This window comes from Paraburkholderia sp. UCT2 (assembly GCF_014397665.1).
Taxonomy (GTDB): Bacteria; Pseudomonadota; Gammaproteobacteria; order Burkholderiales; family Burkholderiaceae; genus Paraburkholderia; species Paraburkholderia tuberum.
In genome coordinates this window covers 1-18,537 of sequence record NZ_VZQO01000061.1, presented here as the reverse complement: position 1 = coordinate 18,537, position 18,537 = coordinate 1, and the positions used below count along the sequence as shown (strand labels likewise).

Genomic DNA, 18,537 nt, shown 5'->3' with positions numbered 1-18,537 from the left:
GGCTCAACGGCCGAGCGCCGCCTCCTCCTCGGCCAAGGCCGTCGGTACCGTTTCGAGGCCCGCGCCGCGAAGCCGGAAGGGCATGCGTCACGCGTGGCGCGCGTCGATCAGGCGGGCAGGATTTCGGCGATGACGACGATCACGACTGCGGCGTCGGCGGGACCCTGGACTTCTGCATCGCGTCGATCGCGTACTGGGTAATGTAAAAGAAGCCGTTCAGGTTGACGCTCAGGATCGCCGCGTAGTCTTCGGCGGTGTACTGCGTGAACGGCTTCGCGATGAAGATGCCCGCGTGGTTGACGAGCGTATCGACGCGTCCGAAGTGCTCGATGGCAGGTCGACGACGCGGCGGGCGGTAGCGGCGTCGCTGATGTCGCCGGCCACGGCGACATAGTCGGCCTCGACGGCCGGTGCGACGGAACGAGCCGTGGCGTGATTGATCCGGCCTGCTGGCCGTTCGAATCGATGGACCCGATGGAGGGCACTATAGGTGCATCCGCCGCGAATTCGAACACACACCGTGGACAAAGAGTCTTGCGCCACGAGAACAGATCTCGTGGAACCGTGCGGCTAGAGCCAGCGCCAGATGCCCGCGGGCCAACCGGAGAGCGGGATATGCGCCCAGGTCGCGACGAGCCAGAAAACGACGCCGCCCACCAGCGCGTGCATGCCGAACCCGCCCAGCCGCGCGCGGCCGGCGGCGATCGCCGCGAACGGCAGATAGCTCGTCTTCGATTCCCATGCGGGCCACAGATCGGGTTGCAGCCGCCGTTTCTTGCGGTCCTGTAGCGCGGCACCGACCAGCGCGAGGATGATGATCGCCCCGGCGAGCACGATGTTCCGGGTGACCGGGAACACGGCGATATGGCACAGTCCCCAAAGCGCGAACGACCACATCATCGGGTGACGGGTCACTGCGTACACGCCGCGCGCCGCGTCGGGAAACGCGGTGGGCCGGCCGCCGGTGGGCAACGCCGGGTTGCGGATCAGGGAGCCCATCAGAAGGATCGACGCGATCAGCATGAGCACGGTCACAACTGCCCACAGCGCGTTGCCTGCCGGCCATAGCGGATCGGAGACGGGCGTCCTGTCGTAAGCCATGACCATCCAGCCGAACGTCAGTATCGCAATCAGCGAATAGACGCCCATGGCACCCCGTTCGCCGATTGCCCGGACCATACCCGCCCGCAGCGGATGGGATAGGAGAAAGTGGCTGGCGACAAAAGCGAATGCCGCCACGACGAGTGTGTCGATGCTTTCCATTGGCCCGGCTCCTCAAGTGAGATGATCGGTCGACCGCGTGCATTGCGAGAATACTACTTCGCGCGCCACAACGAATGCAGCGATCGCTTCGCGAGTTTCGATTGCCGCGCGCCGCAAAACCTCGATTGGCAGTGTCGTCGTCGCAATGGCCGCGACACTCGCCATCGCATCGACTGCGCAAGCGGGGCAATGGGCCGCCAACCATCCCCGGCGCGTCGAAGTGAACAACCGTCTTGCCAACCAGAACAATCGCATCCGTCGAGAGGTTCAGGATGGGCAAATGTCGAGAGGCGAGGCTCGTAGTCTGCATAGCGTCAACGCCCCCGAGTATTAGGGACGCCAAACGATTGCGACTGAATCAATGCTCCGGGAACGCAACTGGTGCTATCTCGAGCGCGGTCGAGCCGCTTGCACAGGGCCGTTCGCGTCTCGTCGACAAGATGCCGGCCAATTTCCTGCATGCCGGGCTGATTCCGCTGATCCGCGTTATGAAGCAGCCGATCGAGAAGCACCGCCGTGAGCGTTGCCTCGTCGGCGAAGGTCCAGTCCGACTTGCCGAACCGCAGATTGGTCATTATGAGACTGCCGGTTTCGTACCGTTTGGCGATGTGTGAAGTGCGGAAGCTCTCTAGCCGCTGTTGCGGCGGATGGCGGGCGCGCGTGGTGCGGTCCTTCCGCAAGCGGTGAAGAGCGGCCCCTTGGCGGCGGAGTTGAGGTCTGCGTTGAAATTCGACTCGCACAACAACTCGTCGCAAGGCGTAGCGGCGGGTAGAGCCGTTAGGCGGCAACGGTCCTGGAAGGCATTGTCGACCGGTTCTGGTGCGCCGTCGTTGGCTACAGAGCGGTATCCTGCCTCGACGACAGCGATCGCATGCTCGGCCTCCCGCAACCCTGCAACGGGAGGACAACCATTCGCCAGATCGGCCCAGCTGCGCCTTAAAAACACCGAATAAAACGCGTCCGTGTTGTACTCCACCTTCGTGGCGCGCCCCTGCTGTTGGCCCCGCGCCTTGATATAAAGCTGGTCGGCATAACCACGGACGTAGGAGGAGGTATGCGAGATGGAAAACGCGAAGTCTCGCTGATCCTCCGCTGTTGATGGATACAGGTAACCCGTTTCAACCACGCCGATTTGTCCCGCAGCGTTTCGGCACGTGAACACGGCTTGCTCCTCGACGGTCACATCAGGTCGATACGTTCGCATCTGCGCCGAGACGTGGGTGATGGGGCTGTTTGTGAGGGATGAGATCAGGTCGATGAAATGAACCCCGACATTCAACGTGGACCCTCCACCTGCGTGCCGTTTATCCAGCATCCAGCTGCACCCGCCGCGCTCGTATCGAGCTACCGGGCCAACGATGAACCTGAACGCGAGATGCTGGAATCCCTCCGGCGTAAATCCATTCGCGGGACGCTTCCATTCGTCCCGCTGCGCCTCTGTGGCGCAACGGGCCTTGGCGCCAGTTCGCTTGATCCACGAGCGGCAGAAACGAGCACCGCAGCGACAACACCATCGGGCGGACGCTCAAGGCGGACGCGAGGGCAGCGTATGCGTCACATCCCGCTGCCGCACGGCGACAGCAACAGCCCATCGCCGAACGGAACATGGTCGTTGCTCGAAAGACATGTTGTGTAGGTCCAGCTCAATAGCGAGGCGCCGGACGAAGGGGCGGCGTATTGTCCGGTCAGCATCACCTGGAGGCGCGGCGTGGGGCTGATTGCAGCAGTTCCTGCAACTCGGCTTTGTAGAAACGCGCCAGGCCGTTGGTACCGTGGCCGCACGTATCCTCGCTGGCAGGGATCAAAAGCAGCCGGCCGTGGCGCACATGCTGCATCGCGTGCTCCATCAGACCGGTCTCGGGCGGATAGCGTTCGTCATCGGCCGCGTTGATGGCGAGCACCATAGCCCGGATCTGCTCCAGGCCGGGTGCCGGGTTATAGCCGCGCGAGGCACCCCATTGATATAAGAAGTCGTTGGCATCCAACGTGAAAGGCTGGGCCAACAGGGTGTCCAGGAAGTTGTCGGCCAACTCCATTGTCGGAGCTGCTTTCTGGTAGGCCAGCGTTCCGCCGTTGGTGGCCAGCGCGAAGAACGCGCTGGCAATGCGCAAGGAGCGGGGCGGGCTGGCGTAATTGCCATCCAGGTACTCCGGGTCGTCGCGGACCATCTCGGTGAGCATGCGGCGCAGCATCCAGTTGCGGCCCGACATCTCGGTCGGTTGCGACGCCATTGGCACCAGCGCGTCCATGAAGTCCGGATATCGCACCGCCCAGATCCACGCGTGCATGCCGCCCATCGAGTTGCCGATCAGCAGGCGCAAGTGCCTGATGCCCAGGCCCTCGGTCAGGAGCCTGTACTGCGCGAGCACCATGTCGTCGTAGTTGTAAGCCGGGAACCGCGTGCGCAGCCCGTCCGACGGCCTGGACGATCCGCCGGCTCCAATTCCGTCCGGGAGGACGATGAAATAATTGTTGGCATCAAGCGGCTGTCCGGGCCCGAACAGTTCTCCCGCGAACGCGGGCGTCAGCATGCTGGCGCCTGTGCCCGTCGTGCCGTGCAGGACCAGGACCGGCTCGCCGGACGGGTCGCCGATGGTTCGGTAGTGTAGCCGCACCTCCGGCATCACCTCCCCGGTGTGGAAACGGAAGTCTCGCGCGATCCAGTCGCCTTCCTTCGGTGCAGGATAATCGGCCAAATTGCAATATCTCGTTAGCGGCATAGGCGTGCGACGCAATCCGATGGCCTGGATTACCCGGAAATCGGTTCAAGAGTCTGAAGCGCACCCCCCTGCCGAGCAGAAGCGTAGGCCGCATCCATGACCTGCATCATCGCCTCGGCGTCGCGCAAGGACGCGATCGGCCTTGCACCTGTGCGGCATTCACCAAGCACTCGCTTGACGAATAGTGGGTAGTAAATGTCGGTCTCTAACTGGAGACGGCGACTGCGAGTGCCGGCGGCAAGATTGTTCCGGTCCCGAATCTCGATCCGGTCGGGGCCCGATTTTGCGTACATGCGATCGGATGAAAGGGTGAAGGAGAATTCGCGCTGCTCGTCCTGAGTACTGGGAAAGCTGTATCCCGTCTCCACGAGCCCGATCACGCCGTCTTCGGTTTGCATTGTCAGCAACGAGTAGTCCTCGACGGCGCCTCGATGCGTTCGGGAGTTCATGGTGGCGCAGACTCGCGCGACTTCTTTGCCGGTTAGTAATCTGAAGAGATCGATGAAGTGGGTTGCGACATTGATCGTGGATCCGCCTCCGGAAAACACAGGATCGAGTGCCCAACCTGCGCCTGCAGCTTCGTAACGACCAGGCGCACCTACAATGAAACGGAAAGACATGTAGTTAAAGTCCGACGGTATGCAATCCTCCGCATCTTCCAGTGCGCCGAGCAACTCGCTCATCCGGAAGATCAACGGTACGGCGCAATAAAGATTGGCTTCCTCGGTCAGTTTGCGCAGCCGCGTGACCTGCGACATGTTTACGCCGCAGGGTTTCTCCAGCGCGAACGGAATTTTTCGTTCGATCACCGCCTCCGCGAGCGTCGGCATTTCGGAATGCCGCCCAAACACAAACGCGAAATCGACATCCTCGCGCTCGAGCAACTCATACGCCGACGAGTACAACGTGCTCCCGAAGCGCGCGGCAATTGCCTGTCCTTTTACTTGCTCCGCATCTGAAACGGCTACCACCTGGATACCGGGCGCCTCAAGCGCATCGAGATAGAGTGGGACATGCCAATGGCTGGCCTCCAGCAATGCGACTTTCATGCCTGTTCTCCCTTCGCACCGTCGACGAATCGACTCCGTGCTTGCGCGATGCGCGCATTAATGCTGGCCGCACATACCGATGTGGAAACGTTGAAACTGTTCATCGCATCTTCCCTCCATTCAAACTGGTAAAACTGTCGATTCCGGGCGCTTTCCCAAAGGCGTTAGGGCATTAACGACTTGCGTTCGTTGCAGGCGCGAAAAGCACGCCGTCGTCTGGTGCTGACCTGCCAGCAGGGTGGTAATCGAACCCAAGGAAGCGTAGGGCATGCACTGCCTGCCCTTCATGCATCGGCCCCCCGTCCTGGGTACGACAGCCGCGCGCATGCGCGGCGCGGCGAAGCTGCGTCGGCTCTGGCGCATTGATGATGTCTACGACGATGGTGCCCGGTGCGAGCCGCTCGGGATTTACCGGCATGGCGTCATTCGCGTTCATGCCGAGCGGTGTGGCATTGATCACGACTTCGAAACCGTGCGGGTCGGGAGGTCCGGAATGCGTGATGCAACCGGTTTCGGCAGCAACGGATTCCGCGAGCTCGCCAGCCCGCTGCTCGTCGACGTCGGATATGGTTAACGTTCGGGCGCCCGCCGCCGCGACTGCAAATGCGATAGCCCTGCCCGCGCCTCCGGCACCGACGAGAAGAACGGACTTATTCGCCGGATGATTGCCTTCCCATTGCATGCCAAGCACACAGCCCACGCCGTCGAATATGGCGCCAACCCAGCGTCCATCTTCGTTGCAACGTATCACGTTGAGTGCGCCGACTCTGGAAGCAGTGGGATGGAGTTCGTCGATAAAATCCAGCATCCGTTGCTTATGAGGCATTGTGACCAGCAGGCCGGAAAGATTGCGTAACGCTCGTGCGCCGGCGACGAATGCGGACAGGTCTTCCGCCTTGACCCAAAACGGAACGCAGACCGCGTCCGCGCGCTGTTCGATAAAAAGCTGGTTCAGCAGTTGCGGCGACTTGGCTGCCGTCAGCGGATCGCCCACTAACCCGTAAAGTCGCGTTCTTCCCGTGATATGTGGATGCATTGCAGCCTCATGTCCGATGTTGACGGAAGGTGCAGTCATAGCTTACTGCTCACTTCCAGGGTGCCGGGGCTTCGGCGAGATCCCATGTTCCGTAGACAGCGGGCTCGTTAATCTCGATGACTTCAAGGTCATCGGAGCGCCAGATCACATTGTGCGGAACGCCGGCGGGTTGCGAGAGGTCGTCCCCGGCGTTGAGAGTCACATCGCCCTCGACGCCGGCGAAACGGAACGTCACCGATCCGCGCAGCACATACAGATAGTGCGCAGTCATGTCGTGCCAATGCCAGCCCGTGGCATCGGTGAACGGGGTCAGTGCGCGAATGTGCTTGGCGCCGATGCGACCGTTGGTCACCGCGGCGAGTCCGAGGTCGCGATACTCGGAGTCCGCGCGCAGCCCTTCCTTGTTCCAGACCGCTGCGGATGCGCTCACACGTGCGAACGGAGTCAGGGATTGCGCGAGTTCGCGCGGGCCATCGTAACGTGGCGTACCTTGGTTGTGCATGTGCCTTTCTCCCGTGTGGCATCAGATATTGGCGAGTGCCGCGGCCGCGTGTTCCTGCCCGGCTCGTCCGGACAGCGTAAGTTGCGCCGGGCGGTCGCTGCCGATATGGCCCTTGCTTTCGGCTACGAGCGCAGTTGGTTCGTCAGATCCTGTGAGCCGGCTGTTCCGGTCGCCTCACGCAACATCTCGGCGCGCAGACGATCGTATTCGCCTTTGGGTACAGGGACCGCGTTGCGGTCGCCGAGATCGTGGAGCCGGACCCGGTACGTCTCGCGCGTGGTAAAGGCGGCGATCGCGGCCACGACACAGATGCCGAATGTCAGGGCTCCGATCTTCAGTGGAATATTGGCGGAGCCGGGGGGCGCGACCGCGACGAAGAATGCCGGGAGCAGCGCGGAAAGCGTCGTCCCGACGTTCTGTCCAATGGCCATCCCGGACACGCGCACGCGCGTGTGGAACAGTTCGGAGAACAGGCTCGGGAATACGCCGTTGAAGCCCTGATAGGCGATGCCCCACATGAGCACCGAGAGAACCATCGCCAGCCATACGTTATGGATGCTGATAGCGTACAGATACACGAACGAGAGCAGTCCAGCGCTGAGGGTGCCGACAAGGACTGGCGGCCTGCGACCAATCCTGTCTGAGAGGTTGCCGACGAAGGGAATCAGGATCACTGCGCAGATATTGCCCAGAACAGGGATCCACAGATACATGCCGGGAGGGAAGCCGATGCCGTACGCCGGCTGAACCGCGTAGGCGGTGCCGAAGACCGCGGCGACAAGGGCGATTACGGCGGTAAGCGCCATGCAGACCACGCGCACGACATCGTCCCAGCTCTGCCGGAGCACTTCGACGACTGGCGAGGCGGGAATTTCGCCGTGCACGCGCTCCTCGGCGAACGCCGGGGTCTCATCGACTTTGCGGCGAATGACATAGCCCGCGATGAGAACGACGATGCTGAGCAGGAACGGAATCCGCCAGCCCCAGGAGGTGAACTGGTCCCTGGGCATGAAATGCGCGAGAGGCAGGAAGATCGCTGCCGCCATGAGCTGTCCGGCCTGCACCCCCTGGAGGGTAAAGCTCGCGAAGTAGCCGCGCCGGCCGAACGGTGCGTGCTCGAGAATCATTGAACTGGCGCCGGAGAGCTCCCCGGCGACCGCGAAGCCCTGGATGAGGCGCAGAACCACGAGCAGCACCGGCGCCCAGATGCCGACCTGCTTATAGGTTGGCAGGACCCCGACGGCCATCGTTGAAAAGCCCATGAGGAACATGCAGAGGAGCAGCACCGTCTTGCGGCCGTGGCGGTCGCCCCAGTGGCCGAGGACGACGGCGCCCACCGGGCGGGCGATATAGCCGACACCGAAGGTTGCCAGTGAGGCGATGATGGCGACCGTTGGATTATCAGACGGAAAGAAGAGCTGCGGGAACACCAGCGACGCCGCAGTCGCATAAATGAAGAAGTCGTAGTACTCCAGCGCCGAGCCGATCCAGCCGCTGGCCGCGGCGATCTTCGACTGGCGCTTGCCGTGAGGCTTAACGCGGGTGTTCCGATTCATGCTTGTCTCCATCGTGATTGACTTTCCGGTGCTGTTTGTCTATTGTTGTAACACCGTTCCATTAAGAATCATGTTACGTCAATTATGAGAGTTGTCAAGGGAGCAGTTGACCGGTCGCTGCAGGCGATCGAGTTGCTCGCACGTGAGGCGCGCTGGATGCGCATCTCCGATATCGCCGCCGAACTCGGGCTGGAGAAGGGCCCCGCGCATCGCGTACTCGCGCAACTGTGCGAGCAGGGCTGGGCGGAACAGGATGAACAGACCTCCCAGTACCGTCTGACCTTGAAGCTGTCCCTGCTCGGTCAGCGGTACCTGCATGGGCTTGGTCTGCCGGGTCTGGTGCAGCCGATCCTCGATGAGGTCGCGGGTCAGTGCCGCGAGCTGGTCCGGCTGACGGTGGTCAACGAAGGAACACTCGCGTGGCTGGCAGCGTCCCAGGGCGCGGCACCGGGCCTGATGTATTCGCCGTCCATGCATAGTCCCATCGTCTTGCATGCCACATCGGTTGGCAAGGCGTGGCTGGCTGGAATGCCGAACGACCAGGCGATCGAATACGCCCTGCGTGGTGGACTCGGAAAAGCGTCCGCCGCGGGCGCATGGACGCCGAAGGCCATTACCAGCGTCGAGCAGCTGATTCCGGAGTTGGAGCGGACCAGGCAGCGTGGCTATGGCCTTGTCGTCGAAGAGGCCGAGCCGGGTGTCGTCGCATTGGCGGTGCTGGTGCGTGCGCTGCCTGACGGTGCGGTGGTCGGCACCATGAGCATTGCCGGGCCGGTCACACGGGTTCAGCCGGAGCGTTACGAGGCCTTTTACGCGCTATTGCAGCAAGCGTCCGCGAAGCTCGGTGCCGTATGGCCGCGCCAGAGCGTCGGTGCGCATGCAAGCGAGGCGGCATGAACGCGCCGGGCGCAGCTCAGGCTCGCGAGCGACTCACCGCGTTCGATGAACACGCAGCACGTATCCTGGTCGCGGCGCGCCGGCAAGGCACGCTCGTGGAGCGCCTTCCCATCGAGCTGCGGCCCGCGAATCTGGACGAGGGTTTTGCGATCCAGCAACAGGTGGGCGATCAGCTCGGCCGGCAGGCTGGCGCGTGGAAATGTGCGCTGCCGCCGGCGGGCAAAATCATCGCCGCACCAATCTATGACGCCGTCATTCATCGAGGCGCCCAATGCCGCATTCGCGCCATGCCAGGGCAGTCCTGGGTAAGGGCAGAGCCTGAACTCGCCTGTTTGCTGGCTCGCGATCTGCCGCCACGGCGTGAAGCGTATGGCGAAGCCGAGGTGCTCGACGCTCTCGGGAATGTTCACCTCGCGCTCGAACTGCTGGGCAGTCGCTATGCGCATCCGGAGGCGCTGACCTTTCCTGAATTGCTGGCAGACGGTCTGTTCAACGCCGGTCTTGTCATTGGGCCACGCGTTCAATTGCGCGAGGGCGCGACGCCGGCCGATCTCCCGGTCGAATTCACCGTCAGTCTGACTCGCGCCGGACCCGACACGGTCAGTTTTGCTGGCCGCCACCCTGATCGCAGCGTGCTCGCGCCGATCGTGTGGCTCGTCAATTTTCTCCGCGTCCGCGGCCTTGGATTGCATGCCGGCCAGGCGGTGATCACGGGCTCCTACGCGGGCGTGCTCGAGTTACCGATTGGTTGTGAGTTGCATATCGGCTTCGGTGATCTCGGCACGTTGCCGATACTTTTTTTGTCTTGATAGGAGTCTTCAGATGCGTCTCGTCCGTTTCGGCCAGCCTGGTCAGGAGCATCCCGGTGTCATCGATTCGAGCGGCGCGATCCGCGATCTGACCGGCGTCGTCGACGACATCGACGGAACGACTGTTTCGCCTGCCGCCCTTGCGAAGCTGAGCGAACTCGATCTGAATCGCCTGCCTGTCGTGGAAGCGGGCACGCGCCTCGGCGCCTGTATCGGCAATGTCCGTAACCTCGTGTGCATTGGTCTGAACTACACCGACCATGCCGCCGAAACCGATACGCCGATTCCGCGGGAACCTGTCGTGTTCAACAAGCATACGGGTTCGATCAGCGGTCCGAACGATCCGGTCATCTTGCCGGCAGACGCGCAAAAGCTGGATTGGGAGGTCGAACTGGGCGTGGTGATCGGCAAACCCGCCTGGCAGATCGATGAAGCCACCGCGCTCGATCATGTGGCGGGTTACTGCCTTGCCAATGACGTTTCCGAACGCGCGTATCAGCTCGAACGCGAAGGCCAGTGGACCAAGGGCAAAAGCGGCTTCTCTTTTGCGCCGCTCGGCCCGTGGCTCGTAACGCGTGATGAAGTGCCCGACCCGCAGGCGCTCGACCTGTGGCTCGACGTCAACGGCACACGTCGTCAGACGGGCAACACACGCACGATGATCTTTAACGTCGCGCATATCGTGGCGTATCTCAGCCGCTTCATGCCACTGATGGCTGGCGACGTCATTATTACCGGGACGCCTCCCGGTGTCGGCCTCGGTCAGAAGCCGCCCGTCTTTCTGAAAGCGGGCGACACCATGACCCTCGGCGGCAGCGGACTCGGCGAGCAGAGCCAGAAGGTCGTGCGGTATGCGGATTCGCTTGGCACGGCATGGGGCCGTGGCGAATATCCGTTGGCACGATAAAACGATTCGATCTGTAGAAGGAGGAGATATGAGCCTTGCTGGAACGGGCGTCGTCGCTATCTGGCATGACCTGCTGCCGGAAGCGAAGGATGAATTCTACGAGTGGCACAACCGCGAGCACATGCCGGAACGCGCCGGGATTCCGGGGTTCAGGCGCGGGCGGCGCTACATTGCGCTGGATGCGGGCCCCGAGTACTTCAATCTGTATGAAGCCGACACCGTGGAGGTGCTCGGCGCGCAGGACTACCTGCTTCGGCTCAATTCGCCGACGCCGTGGACGAAGCAGCTCGTCGCCTCGTTTCGCAGCGTGGCCCGCTCGATCTGCCATGTGGCGTACTCCGACGGCGTGGGGCAGGGCGCGAGTCTCATGACGGTGCGCTTCGACGTGCCTTCCGCGGCGCGGGCCGATGTCGTGAAGGGATTGCGTCAACGGGTCTTGCCGCCGCTCGCCGACCGGCCCGGGATCACGGGCGTGCACCTGTGTCTGGCCGATGAGGCCATCAGCAAGGTCGAAACTGCTGAGAAGAAGGCGCGTTCGGAAGGCACCCAGGTGCCGACATGGATCGTGATGATCGAAGGATGCCGTGCCGACTATGTCCGCACAACAGTGGACGCTTTCCTTGCCGGGCTCACTGCTTTGCCAGGGGCCGCTGCGGTTGCGCCGGACGCCACGCTCTATCAACTCGAGTACACGCGCTGCAAGACGCCGTGGAGCGCTGGCTGAAACGTCGTTTGAACACGGCTGCACCGCGCGTAATGCGACGTCGTGCAGCCGATCCCGAAACTGTCGTTACGCATTGAGAAACGAAGGAGTAGTTCCATGTCGTCCCCTGTTGCGGGCAAGTCCGTCGCATCGACCGCGCTCAGACCGGTTCGCGTCATTCGACTCAATCCCGCTGACGATGTCGTCATCGCCCTCGATCAGCTCATGTCCGGCACGGTGCTGGATGAGGAAGCGGTGACGGTCTCGGGATTGATCCCGCCCGGTCACAAAGTGGCGACACGCGACATCGGCGAAGGTGAAGCGGTGCACCGTTATGGCCAGATCATCGGCTTTGCGAGTCAGCCGATCCGCGCGGGGCAGCACGTTCACACCCATAATCTCGCGATGGGCGAATTCGCCCGTGACTATGCATTCAGTCAGGGCGTACGTGCCACTGTCCCGTCAACTGAAGCGGCGACATTTCGCGGCATTGTGCGTGAAGACGGCCGTGTGGCAACGCGCAATTACATCGGCATCCTTACCTCGGTGAACTGCTCCGCCACGGTCGCGCGAGCCATTTCCGACTATTTCCGCCGTGACATTCGTCCTGAAGCGTTGGCCGCGTTTCCGAACGTCGATGGCGTCGTCGCGCTCACCCATGGTTCGGGTTGCGCTATTGACTCCGAAGGCGACGGCCTCGCGATCCTCCAGCGCACACTTGGCGGCTATGCGTGCCATCCCAACTTCGCGAGCGTGCTGGTTATCGGCCTGGGCTGTGAAACGAATCAGATTTCGCGGCTGCTCGAAACCCAGGGGCTCAGGGAACACGACCGCTTGCGAACCTTCACGATTCAGGACACCGGTGGCACGACCCTGACTATTGCAAAAGGTATCGAACTGGTTCGGCAGATGTTGTCCGACGCGAATGACGTCAAGCGGGAAACGGTTTCGGCAAGTCATCTCACCATTGGCCTTCAATGCGGTGGGTCGGACGGATATTCGGGCGTCACGGCCAATCCTGTGCTGGGTGCAGCCGTCGATTTGCTCGTGCGGCGCGGCGGTACCGCGATTCTCTCGGAGACGCCGGAGATTTATGGCGCCGAGCACTTATTGACCCGCCGCGCGGTAACGCCCGAAGTGGGACAGAAATTGGTCGATCGCATCAGGTGGTGGGAAGCATACGCGCAGCGGCAAGGGGCGCAGATCAACAACAATCCGTCGGCGGGCAATAAGGCCGGCGGTTTGACGACCGTCCTCGAGAAATCGTTGGGCGGCATCGCCAAGGCAGGTTCCACGAACCTGGTCGAGGTGTACGAATACGCCCAGCCGGTTAAGGCGCGCGGTCTCGTGTTCATGGACACGCCTGGCTACGATCCGGTGTCGGCGACCGGCCAGGTTGCCGGCGGTGCGAACCTGATCTGCTTTACGACGGGACGCGGTTCGGCTTACGGCTGCGCGCCCTCGCCATCGGTAAAGCTCGCGACAAACACCGCACTGTGGCAACGTCAGTCCGACGATATGGACCTGAACTGCGGAGAAGTTCTGGAAGGCAGCACAACGATCGAGCAACTTGGCGCGGTGCTGTTCCAACTGCTGCTCGACGTGGCCTCCGGGAAACGCTCTCGTAGCGAGCAGCACGGTTACGGGCAAAACGAATTCGTACCCTGGCAAATCAGCGCAATCATGTGAGCCGCTGTTGTCCGGCACAAATAGAGCGTGCACCGCACTGATGCTCAGCAATAACCCATACCAGGTTGGAAAAAGATTAGATGCCATTGAATGACCGATCCGCGTTGCCTGACGATCTGGAGCAGGCGGTGCTCGTGGGGCGCGCGTGGTGCCCCGATATCGGCGCGCCGTGTCCTGTTGCCGTTATAGGTGGCGAACTGGTGGAAGTGTCGTCGTTCGCGCTGACGACCAGCACGCTGCTTGAGCAACCAGGAATCGGCCTTCGGCTGAAGGAGGCCGCTGCGAACCTGCCGAGACTTGCGACACTGGACCTGGTTCTTGCCAATTCCGCCTTCGATCGGCGCGATCCGTCGACTCCTTGGCTCATCGCGCCATGTGACCTTCAGGCGGTCAAGGCGAGCGGTGTGACGTTCGTCGAAAGCCTTCTGGAGCGGGTGATCGAGGAGCGCTCGGGAGGTGACGCGAGCCGGGCCGACGAAGTGCGCGCGCGTGTCATGTCAGTACTGGGCGATCGGCTCGCAAGCGTTCGCCCGGGGTCTGCCGAAGCCGAAGCGGTGCGCCACGTACTTATTCAGGAAGGAATGTGGTCGCAGTATCTGGAAGTCGGCATCGGTCCCGATGCGGAAATTTTCACGAAAGCGCAGCCCATGTCCGCCGTCGGCACCGGCAGCGAAATCGGAGTTCATGAAAATTCGCAGTGGAATAACCCGGAGCCTGAAATCGTGCTGGCGGTGACGAGCCGGGCGGAAATCGTCGGCGCCGCGCTTGGGAACGACGTCAATCTCCGGGATTTCGAAGGCCGGAGTGCGCTGCTGCTCGGTAAGGCGAAGGACAACAACGCGTCAGCTTCGATTGGCCCGTTCATTCGCCTCTTCGACAGTAGATTCGGTCTCGATGATGTTCGGGCTGCGGAGCTTTCGCTACGCGTAGAAGGAACAGATGGATATGTTCTGACAGGGGCGAGTTCCATGAAACGCATCAGCCGGGACCCGACAGAACTCGTTGCGCAAGCGATGGGCTCTCACCATCAATACCCGGACGGAATGATGCTTTATCTCGGGACGTTGTTTGCACCGACCGCGGATCGTAGCGTGCCAGGGCAAGGATTCACGCATCAGATCGGCGATACGGTGACGATATCGAGCCCGCGATTCGGTGCGCTCATCAACACGGTCAACCATTCGCATCGCATTGCGCCCTGGGAGTTTGGGGTCGGCGCACTGCTCGCCAGCGTTCTTCGTGGGCATACCGGGAAAGCGGAGTCGTAGTCGCTCCATTGCCCGTGGGTCCGCTGATATTTCATTGACTATCAGCGGACCGCTTCTCAATACTTACCTGCCACCCTCAACGGGTGACTTTTCCACAGTCTCTCACCACCACGCCTTTTGAACGCAGCGGCACCGGGCGGTTTGAAGCCTGCCCCTGCAGGCCGACTTCGGAAGACCTACTTCCATCTTCGGTACAGCATCCCAAGCTTGCGCTCAGGTTCGTGACGCACACGATTGCTTGCCCTTGCGGGTCTGATGCATCTCGGGGTCGCGCGCCTTCTCATCCTTCGTCGAGTTCGGCGCGCCGATGATCGTCGCGTCCACGATGGTGCCGCTTTTGAGCTTCATGCCGCTGGCCTGCAGCACCCGGCCGACTTCGGCAAACAATTGCTCGCCCAGTTTGAGCGTCTCCAGCAGGCGCCGGAATTTGAGCAGCGTCGTCGCATCGGGTACAGCTTCGCAACCCAGATCAATGCCGGCAAAGCGACGCAGGCTGGCGCTGTCGTAGAGTGCCTCTTCGCAAGCGAAGTCGGCCAGATTGAACCAGTGCTGCATGAAGTGGATCCGCAGCATGCGCTCCAGACCAATTGGCGGGCGGCCATTGCCGCGCTTCGGATAATGCGGCTCGATCACCGCGCACAGCTGCGGCCATGGCACGATCGCATTCATCGTGTCGAGAAACTCGTCGCGCGTGCGTTTGCGGTGCGTCTCGAAACCCGCACCTTGATCGGCTGCCATCGCCAGCGTCTGCTGCTTCATCCTGTTCTGCCTGCCTCTTCAAACACAATCTATATAACGCGTGAAGTACCAACTCGGTGGACTTGATCAGATGGGATGGACGCCGCCAGCCACGTAATCGCCGCGCACCCGGCACGACGGCGTTACGACATCTGACCGGTATTGACAGCCCCTTGCCAGGTCTCTCTAAAGGCTGCCTGGGCTTCTTCAGTCGCGCCACCTGATCACACAGCGGTCACATTGCCTTCCTACACTCGCGTCAGCATTACGGTTGTCTTTCTAAAACAAAACATAAAGCTTTCTTAAACTAGACAATGTTGACGCCATGTCCATCCAAAGACTCATAAGAACGCTTGCCGCTTCCGTGATTGCGGCCGCCATGCTCGCCTCGTGCGGCGGTACCGATTCGTCCACGAACACGTCCACAAGCACGCCCACCAAGTCGGACTCCGAACAACCCACTCCGGTCAAGCGCTGCGCGCCTTGAGCTACGACCGAGCCTGCAGAAGAACACTCAATGATTTCACGCCGCAAATTTCTGAAAGCCGCTAGTGGCGCCGGCTTTGCCGCTGCCACGTTGGCCAGCTTCCCGCTTAGCATCCGCCGCGCGCTGGCAATTCCCGCCAACAACGCCACCGGCACCATCAAGGACGTCGAGCATGTGATTATCCTGATGCAGGAGAATCGCTCGTTTGACCATTATTTCGGCACGCTCAAGGGCGTACGCGGCTTCGGTGACCGCTTCACCATTCCGCTGGCCAACGGCCGCAAGGTCTGGCAGCAGCAGCGCGGCAACGGCGCTGTACTCACCCCGTATCACCTTGACGGCAGCGCCAACAACGCACAGCGCGCATCGGGCGCCAATCACACGTGGGTGGACAGCCAGAACGCGTGGGACAGCGGCCGTATGTCGAATTGGCCCACCTACAAGACAGATGTCTCGATGGGCTACTTCAAGGAAAAGGAAATCCCGTTTCAGTTCGCGCTGGCCAATGCCTTCACGCTGTGCGATGCGTATCACTGTTCGATGCATACGGGTACCGATGCCAACCGCTCCTTCCACATCACGGGCACGAACGGTCCCACTGCCGCTGGCGTGGCTTTCGTCAACAATGAGTGGGACTACATCGACGGCCTGGCGGCTTCGGTCGATACAGGCTACACCTGGAAGACTTATGCAGAGCGCCTCGAAGATGCGGGCGTGAGCTGGATCTCGTACCAGAACATGCCGGACGAATGGGGTGACAACATGCTGGGCGCGTTCCAGCAATTTCGCCGCGCCAATCTGGCCTCGGGCTTCCCCGTGGCCAGTGGCGGAGCGCCGGGCAATCCCTATGCCGATACCGGGCAGCCCTTGCCCTATCACGCCTACGATGCAGCCGCGGACAACGCAGCCAACCCGCTGTACAAGGGCATCGCGAACACGCTGCCGGGCACCACGCCGGAAAGCTACCTCGATGCGTTCAAGCGCGACATCCGCGAAGGCAGGCTACCGCAGGTCAGCTGGATCAATGCGCCATCGATCTATTGCGAACACCCCGGGCCATCCAGTCCGGTTCAGGGCGCGTGGTTCCTTCAAGAGGTCCTCGATGCGCTGACAGCTGTGCCCGAAGTGTGGAGCAAAACCGTGCTGTTGATCAATTTCGACGAAAACGACGGTTACTTCGACCACATGCCCTCGCCGTCGGCGCCGTCACGAAATCCCGATCAGACGTTGGCAGGCAAAACCACACTGTCCGATGACGATATGCGGTTCGAGTACCACGCCTATCCGGCGCCGCAGGGCAGCAAGGACCAGCCCGCGCAGGACGGTCGCGTCTACGGGCCCGGCCCGCGCGTGCCGCTGTACGTGATCTCGCCATGGAGTCGCGGGGGCTGGGTCAATTCGCAGGTCTTCGACCATACGTCGGTGCTGCGCTTCCTGGAAGAGCGCTTTGGTGTGAAGGAGACCAATATCAGCCCGTACCGTCGCGCCGTGTGCGGAGACCTGACTAGCGCCTTCAACTTCAAAACACCCAACAATGAGTTGCTACCCACGCTGAACGGGCGCAGCACCCGGGCCGAGGCCGACCAGTTGCGCAACTCGCAACAGGCCCTGCCAGCCGTGCCGCTGCCGGTGGACATGCAGTTACCGATCCAGGCAAGCGGCACGCGACCCTCTCGCGCGCTACCTTATGAGTTGCACACAAGCGCGCGCTGCGCGGCCAACGGCACTGTCGAATTACTGTTTTCCAATACCGGTACCCAGGCCGCGGTGTTCCATGTGTATGACCGCTACAAGCTGAATCGTGTGCCGCGTCGCTACGTGGTCGAGGACGGTAAGACGCTGGCCGACAGTTGGAACGCGCAGCAGGACAACCTCGGCATGTATGATCTTTGGGTGCTAGGCCCGAACGGTTATCACCGGCATTTCAAAGGCGACCTGAGCCGCCTTGCCGACAGCGGGGTCACGCCGGAAATCCGCGTCTGCTACGACATCGCCAACGGCGACGTTTATGCCGACCTGATGAATACCGGCAAGAGTGCCTGCAACTTCACGATTACGCCGATGGCCTACCGCACCGATGGCCCATGGCAGGTTCAACTGGCAGGCACAGGCATGGACTCGCTTCACTGGTTTCTGGCGTCCAGTGGCCAGTGGTACGACTTTGCTGTGACCTGCGATAGCGATAAGGCGTTCTACCGTCGCTTTGCAGGACGGGTGGAGACCGGCAAGCACTCGGTTAGCGATCCGGCCATGGGCATGAGCGGGACCATGCCTGGCAAGCACTGAGACACTCGATTGGCCTTGATGGAGGGGCAACAAAACCGGCGCTTTCGTGCTGAAGGGTGCCGGTTCCCCACGCGTCTTCAAGACTCGTTCGATGACTTCCAAAGTCTGGCCACCTATGCATGAGCACGACATGCAGACCGACTCTACACACTTGATCGCCGAACGAATCCACAGAGAGGAGTGTTACACGCACGACGACGAATTGCTGCGTACCGCGGCTATCGTCTGCCTGTTCGCGTCCTTTGTGCTGCTTCTGATGGCCTGCTGCCTTCTGCTCGATTGACTCAGCAGCGTAGCGGATCCAGCCTCCCTCCGACGCAGGATTCTCCCAATCCATCGCATCAAGTTCGCTGCGGCGACAAAGCTCCATGGCGGCAGGCGCGTGAACCTCCAGCAGGGGTCGCTTCAGGAAGCGGAAAATAAAGCACGCTTGGCTTCTCAACCCCAAGGACTTGGGTACCCGTTCGCTCAAACGGACGTTCGAACGGCGGCTTTTACCGGCGGACGGAGAGAGCGGCAAGAAGCATTGGTCGCCGGCAAAAGCGATAGAATGCCCGCTCTGCAAAAGACAATATTGACGGGGTACACGGCATGGAGCGGCCGGGCGCGCAGCGTTGGCATGAGCAA

At 61.7% G+C, this 18,537-nt stretch carries 15 protein-coding genes and 3 pseudogenes; 8 read left to right on the top strand and 10 right to left on the bottom strand.

Annotation, left to right across the window (positions count from 1 at the left end; translation table 11 throughout):
- Positions 1-169: 169 nt before the first annotated feature.
- The 9 genes and pseudogenes from F6X39_RS32575 to F6X39_RS32535 all read right to left on the bottom strand — a co-directional run.
- Positions 170-432 (bottom strand): annotated as a pseudogene (locus tag F6X39_RS32575) (SDR family oxidoreductase); the annotation flags it as partial.
- A 138-nt stretch (positions 433-570) separates the two neighbouring features.
- Positions 571-1,263, bottom strand: a complete 693-nt coding sequence (locus tag F6X39_RS32570) for an NnrU family protein (protein WP_184065774.1) — start codon at positions 1,261-1,263, stop codon at positions 571-573.
- 482 nt (positions 1,264-1,745) lie between these two features.
- A pseudogene (locus F6X39_RS32565) lies at positions 1,746-1,871 on the bottom strand (ATP-binding protein); the annotation flags it as partial.
- Positions 1,872-1,891: 20 nt separating this feature from the next.
- Complete coding sequence (locus tag F6X39_RS32560; RefSeq protein WP_410450629.1) at positions 1,892-2,623, bottom strand: Gfo/Idh/MocA family oxidoreductase; 732 nt, start codon at positions 2,621-2,623, stop codon at positions 1,892-1,894.
- Positions 2,624-2,954: 331 nt separating this feature from the next.
- A complete protein-coding gene (locus F6X39_RS32555) occupies positions 2,955-3,983 on the bottom strand; it encodes an alpha/beta fold hydrolase (RefSeq protein WP_187612811.1) in 1,029 nt (342 codons plus the stop codon).
- Positions 3,984-4,012: 29 nt separating this feature from the next.
- Complete coding sequence (locus F6X39_RS32550; RefSeq protein WP_187619632.1) at positions 4,013-5,032, bottom strand: Gfo/Idh/MocA family protein; 1,020 nt, start codon at positions 5,030-5,032, stop codon at positions 4,013-4,015.
- A gap of 172 nt (positions 5,033-5,204) precedes the next feature.
- Positions 5,205-6,107, bottom strand: a complete 903-nt coding sequence (locus F6X39_RS32545) for a shikimate dehydrogenase family protein (protein ID WP_262414894.1) — start codon at positions 6,105-6,107, stop codon at positions 5,205-5,207.
- A gap of 10 nt (positions 6,108-6,117) precedes the next feature.
- Positions 6,118-6,570 carry a cupin domain-containing protein gene (locus tag F6X39_RS32540; RefSeq protein ID WP_090805074.1) on the bottom strand — a complete coding sequence of 151 codons (453 nt, stop codon included), beginning with the start codon at positions 6,568-6,570 and terminating at the stop codon, positions 6,118-6,120.
- A gap of 122 nt (positions 6,571-6,692) precedes the next feature.
- On the bottom strand, positions 6,693-8,126 hold the full coding sequence (locus F6X39_RS32535) for an MFS transporter (RefSeq protein WP_184067546.1): 1,434 nt from the start codon (positions 8,124-8,126) through the stop codon (positions 6,693-6,695).
- Positions 8,127-8,210: 84 nt separating this feature from the next.
- Between F6X39_RS32535 and F6X39_RS32530 the strand changes: the two genes are divergently transcribed.
- From F6X39_RS32530 to F6X39_RS32505, 6 genes are all read left to right on the top strand, one after another.
- The gene (locus F6X39_RS32530; RefSeq protein ID WP_184067543.1) at positions 8,211-9,023 is read left to right on the top strand and encodes an IclR family transcriptional regulator; all 813 of its coding nucleotides are present in this window, start codon (positions 8,211-8,213) and stop codon (positions 9,021-9,023) included.
- On the top strand, positions 9,020-9,832 hold the full coding sequence (locus tag F6X39_RS32525) for a 2-keto-4-pentenoate hydratase (protein WP_187619631.1): 813 nt from the start codon (positions 9,020-9,022) through the stop codon (positions 9,830-9,832). Before F6X39_RS32530 ends, F6X39_RS32525 begins: the two co-directional genes overlap by 4 nt.
- Positions 9,833-9,845: 13 nt before the next feature.
- Entirely contained in the window at positions 9,846-10,739 is an 894-nt protein-coding gene (locus F6X39_RS32520; protein WP_187619630.1) for a fumarylacetoacetate hydrolase family protein, read from the top strand.
- A 28-nt stretch (positions 10,740-10,767) separates the two neighbouring features.
- A complete protein-coding gene (locus F6X39_RS32515) occupies positions 10,768-11,463 on the top strand; it encodes a hypothetical protein (RefSeq protein WP_187619629.1) in 696 nt (231 codons plus the stop codon).
- Positions 11,464-11,559: 96 nt separating this feature from the next.
- Positions 11,560-13,131, top strand: a complete 1,572-nt coding sequence (locus tag F6X39_RS32510; protein WP_187619628.1) for a UxaA family hydrolase — start codon at positions 11,560-11,562, stop codon at positions 13,129-13,131.
- A gap of 80 nt (positions 13,132-13,211) precedes the next feature.
- Complete coding sequence (locus tag F6X39_RS32505; protein WP_187619627.1) at positions 13,212-14,399, top strand: fumarylacetoacetate hydrolase family protein; 1,188 nt, start codon at positions 13,212-13,214, stop codon at positions 14,397-14,399.
- Positions 14,400-14,633: 234 nt separating this feature from the next.
- On the opposite strand, the pseudogene F6X39_RS32495 reads toward F6X39_RS32505, so the two are convergent.
- Positions 14,634-15,158: pseudogene (locus tag F6X39_RS32495) on the bottom strand (IS5 family transposase); the annotation flags it as partial.
- Between the two features lie 496 nt (positions 15,159-15,654).
- On the opposite strand from F6X39_RS32495, the gene F6X39_RS32490 reads away from it, so the two are divergent.
- Both F6X39_RS32490 and F6X39_RS32485 read left to right on the top strand, forming a co-directional pair.
- Positions 15,655-17,910, top strand: a complete 2,256-nt coding sequence (locus tag F6X39_RS32490) for a phosphocholine-specific phospholipase C (RefSeq protein ID WP_187614536.1) — start codon at positions 15,655-15,657, stop codon at positions 17,908-17,910.
- A 130-nt stretch (positions 17,911-18,040) separates the two neighbouring features.
- Positions 18,041-18,193, top strand: a complete 153-nt coding sequence (locus F6X39_RS32485) for a hypothetical protein (protein WP_187619626.1) — start codon at positions 18,041-18,043, stop codon at positions 18,191-18,193.
- Positions 18,194-18,537: the final 344 nt, after the last annotated feature.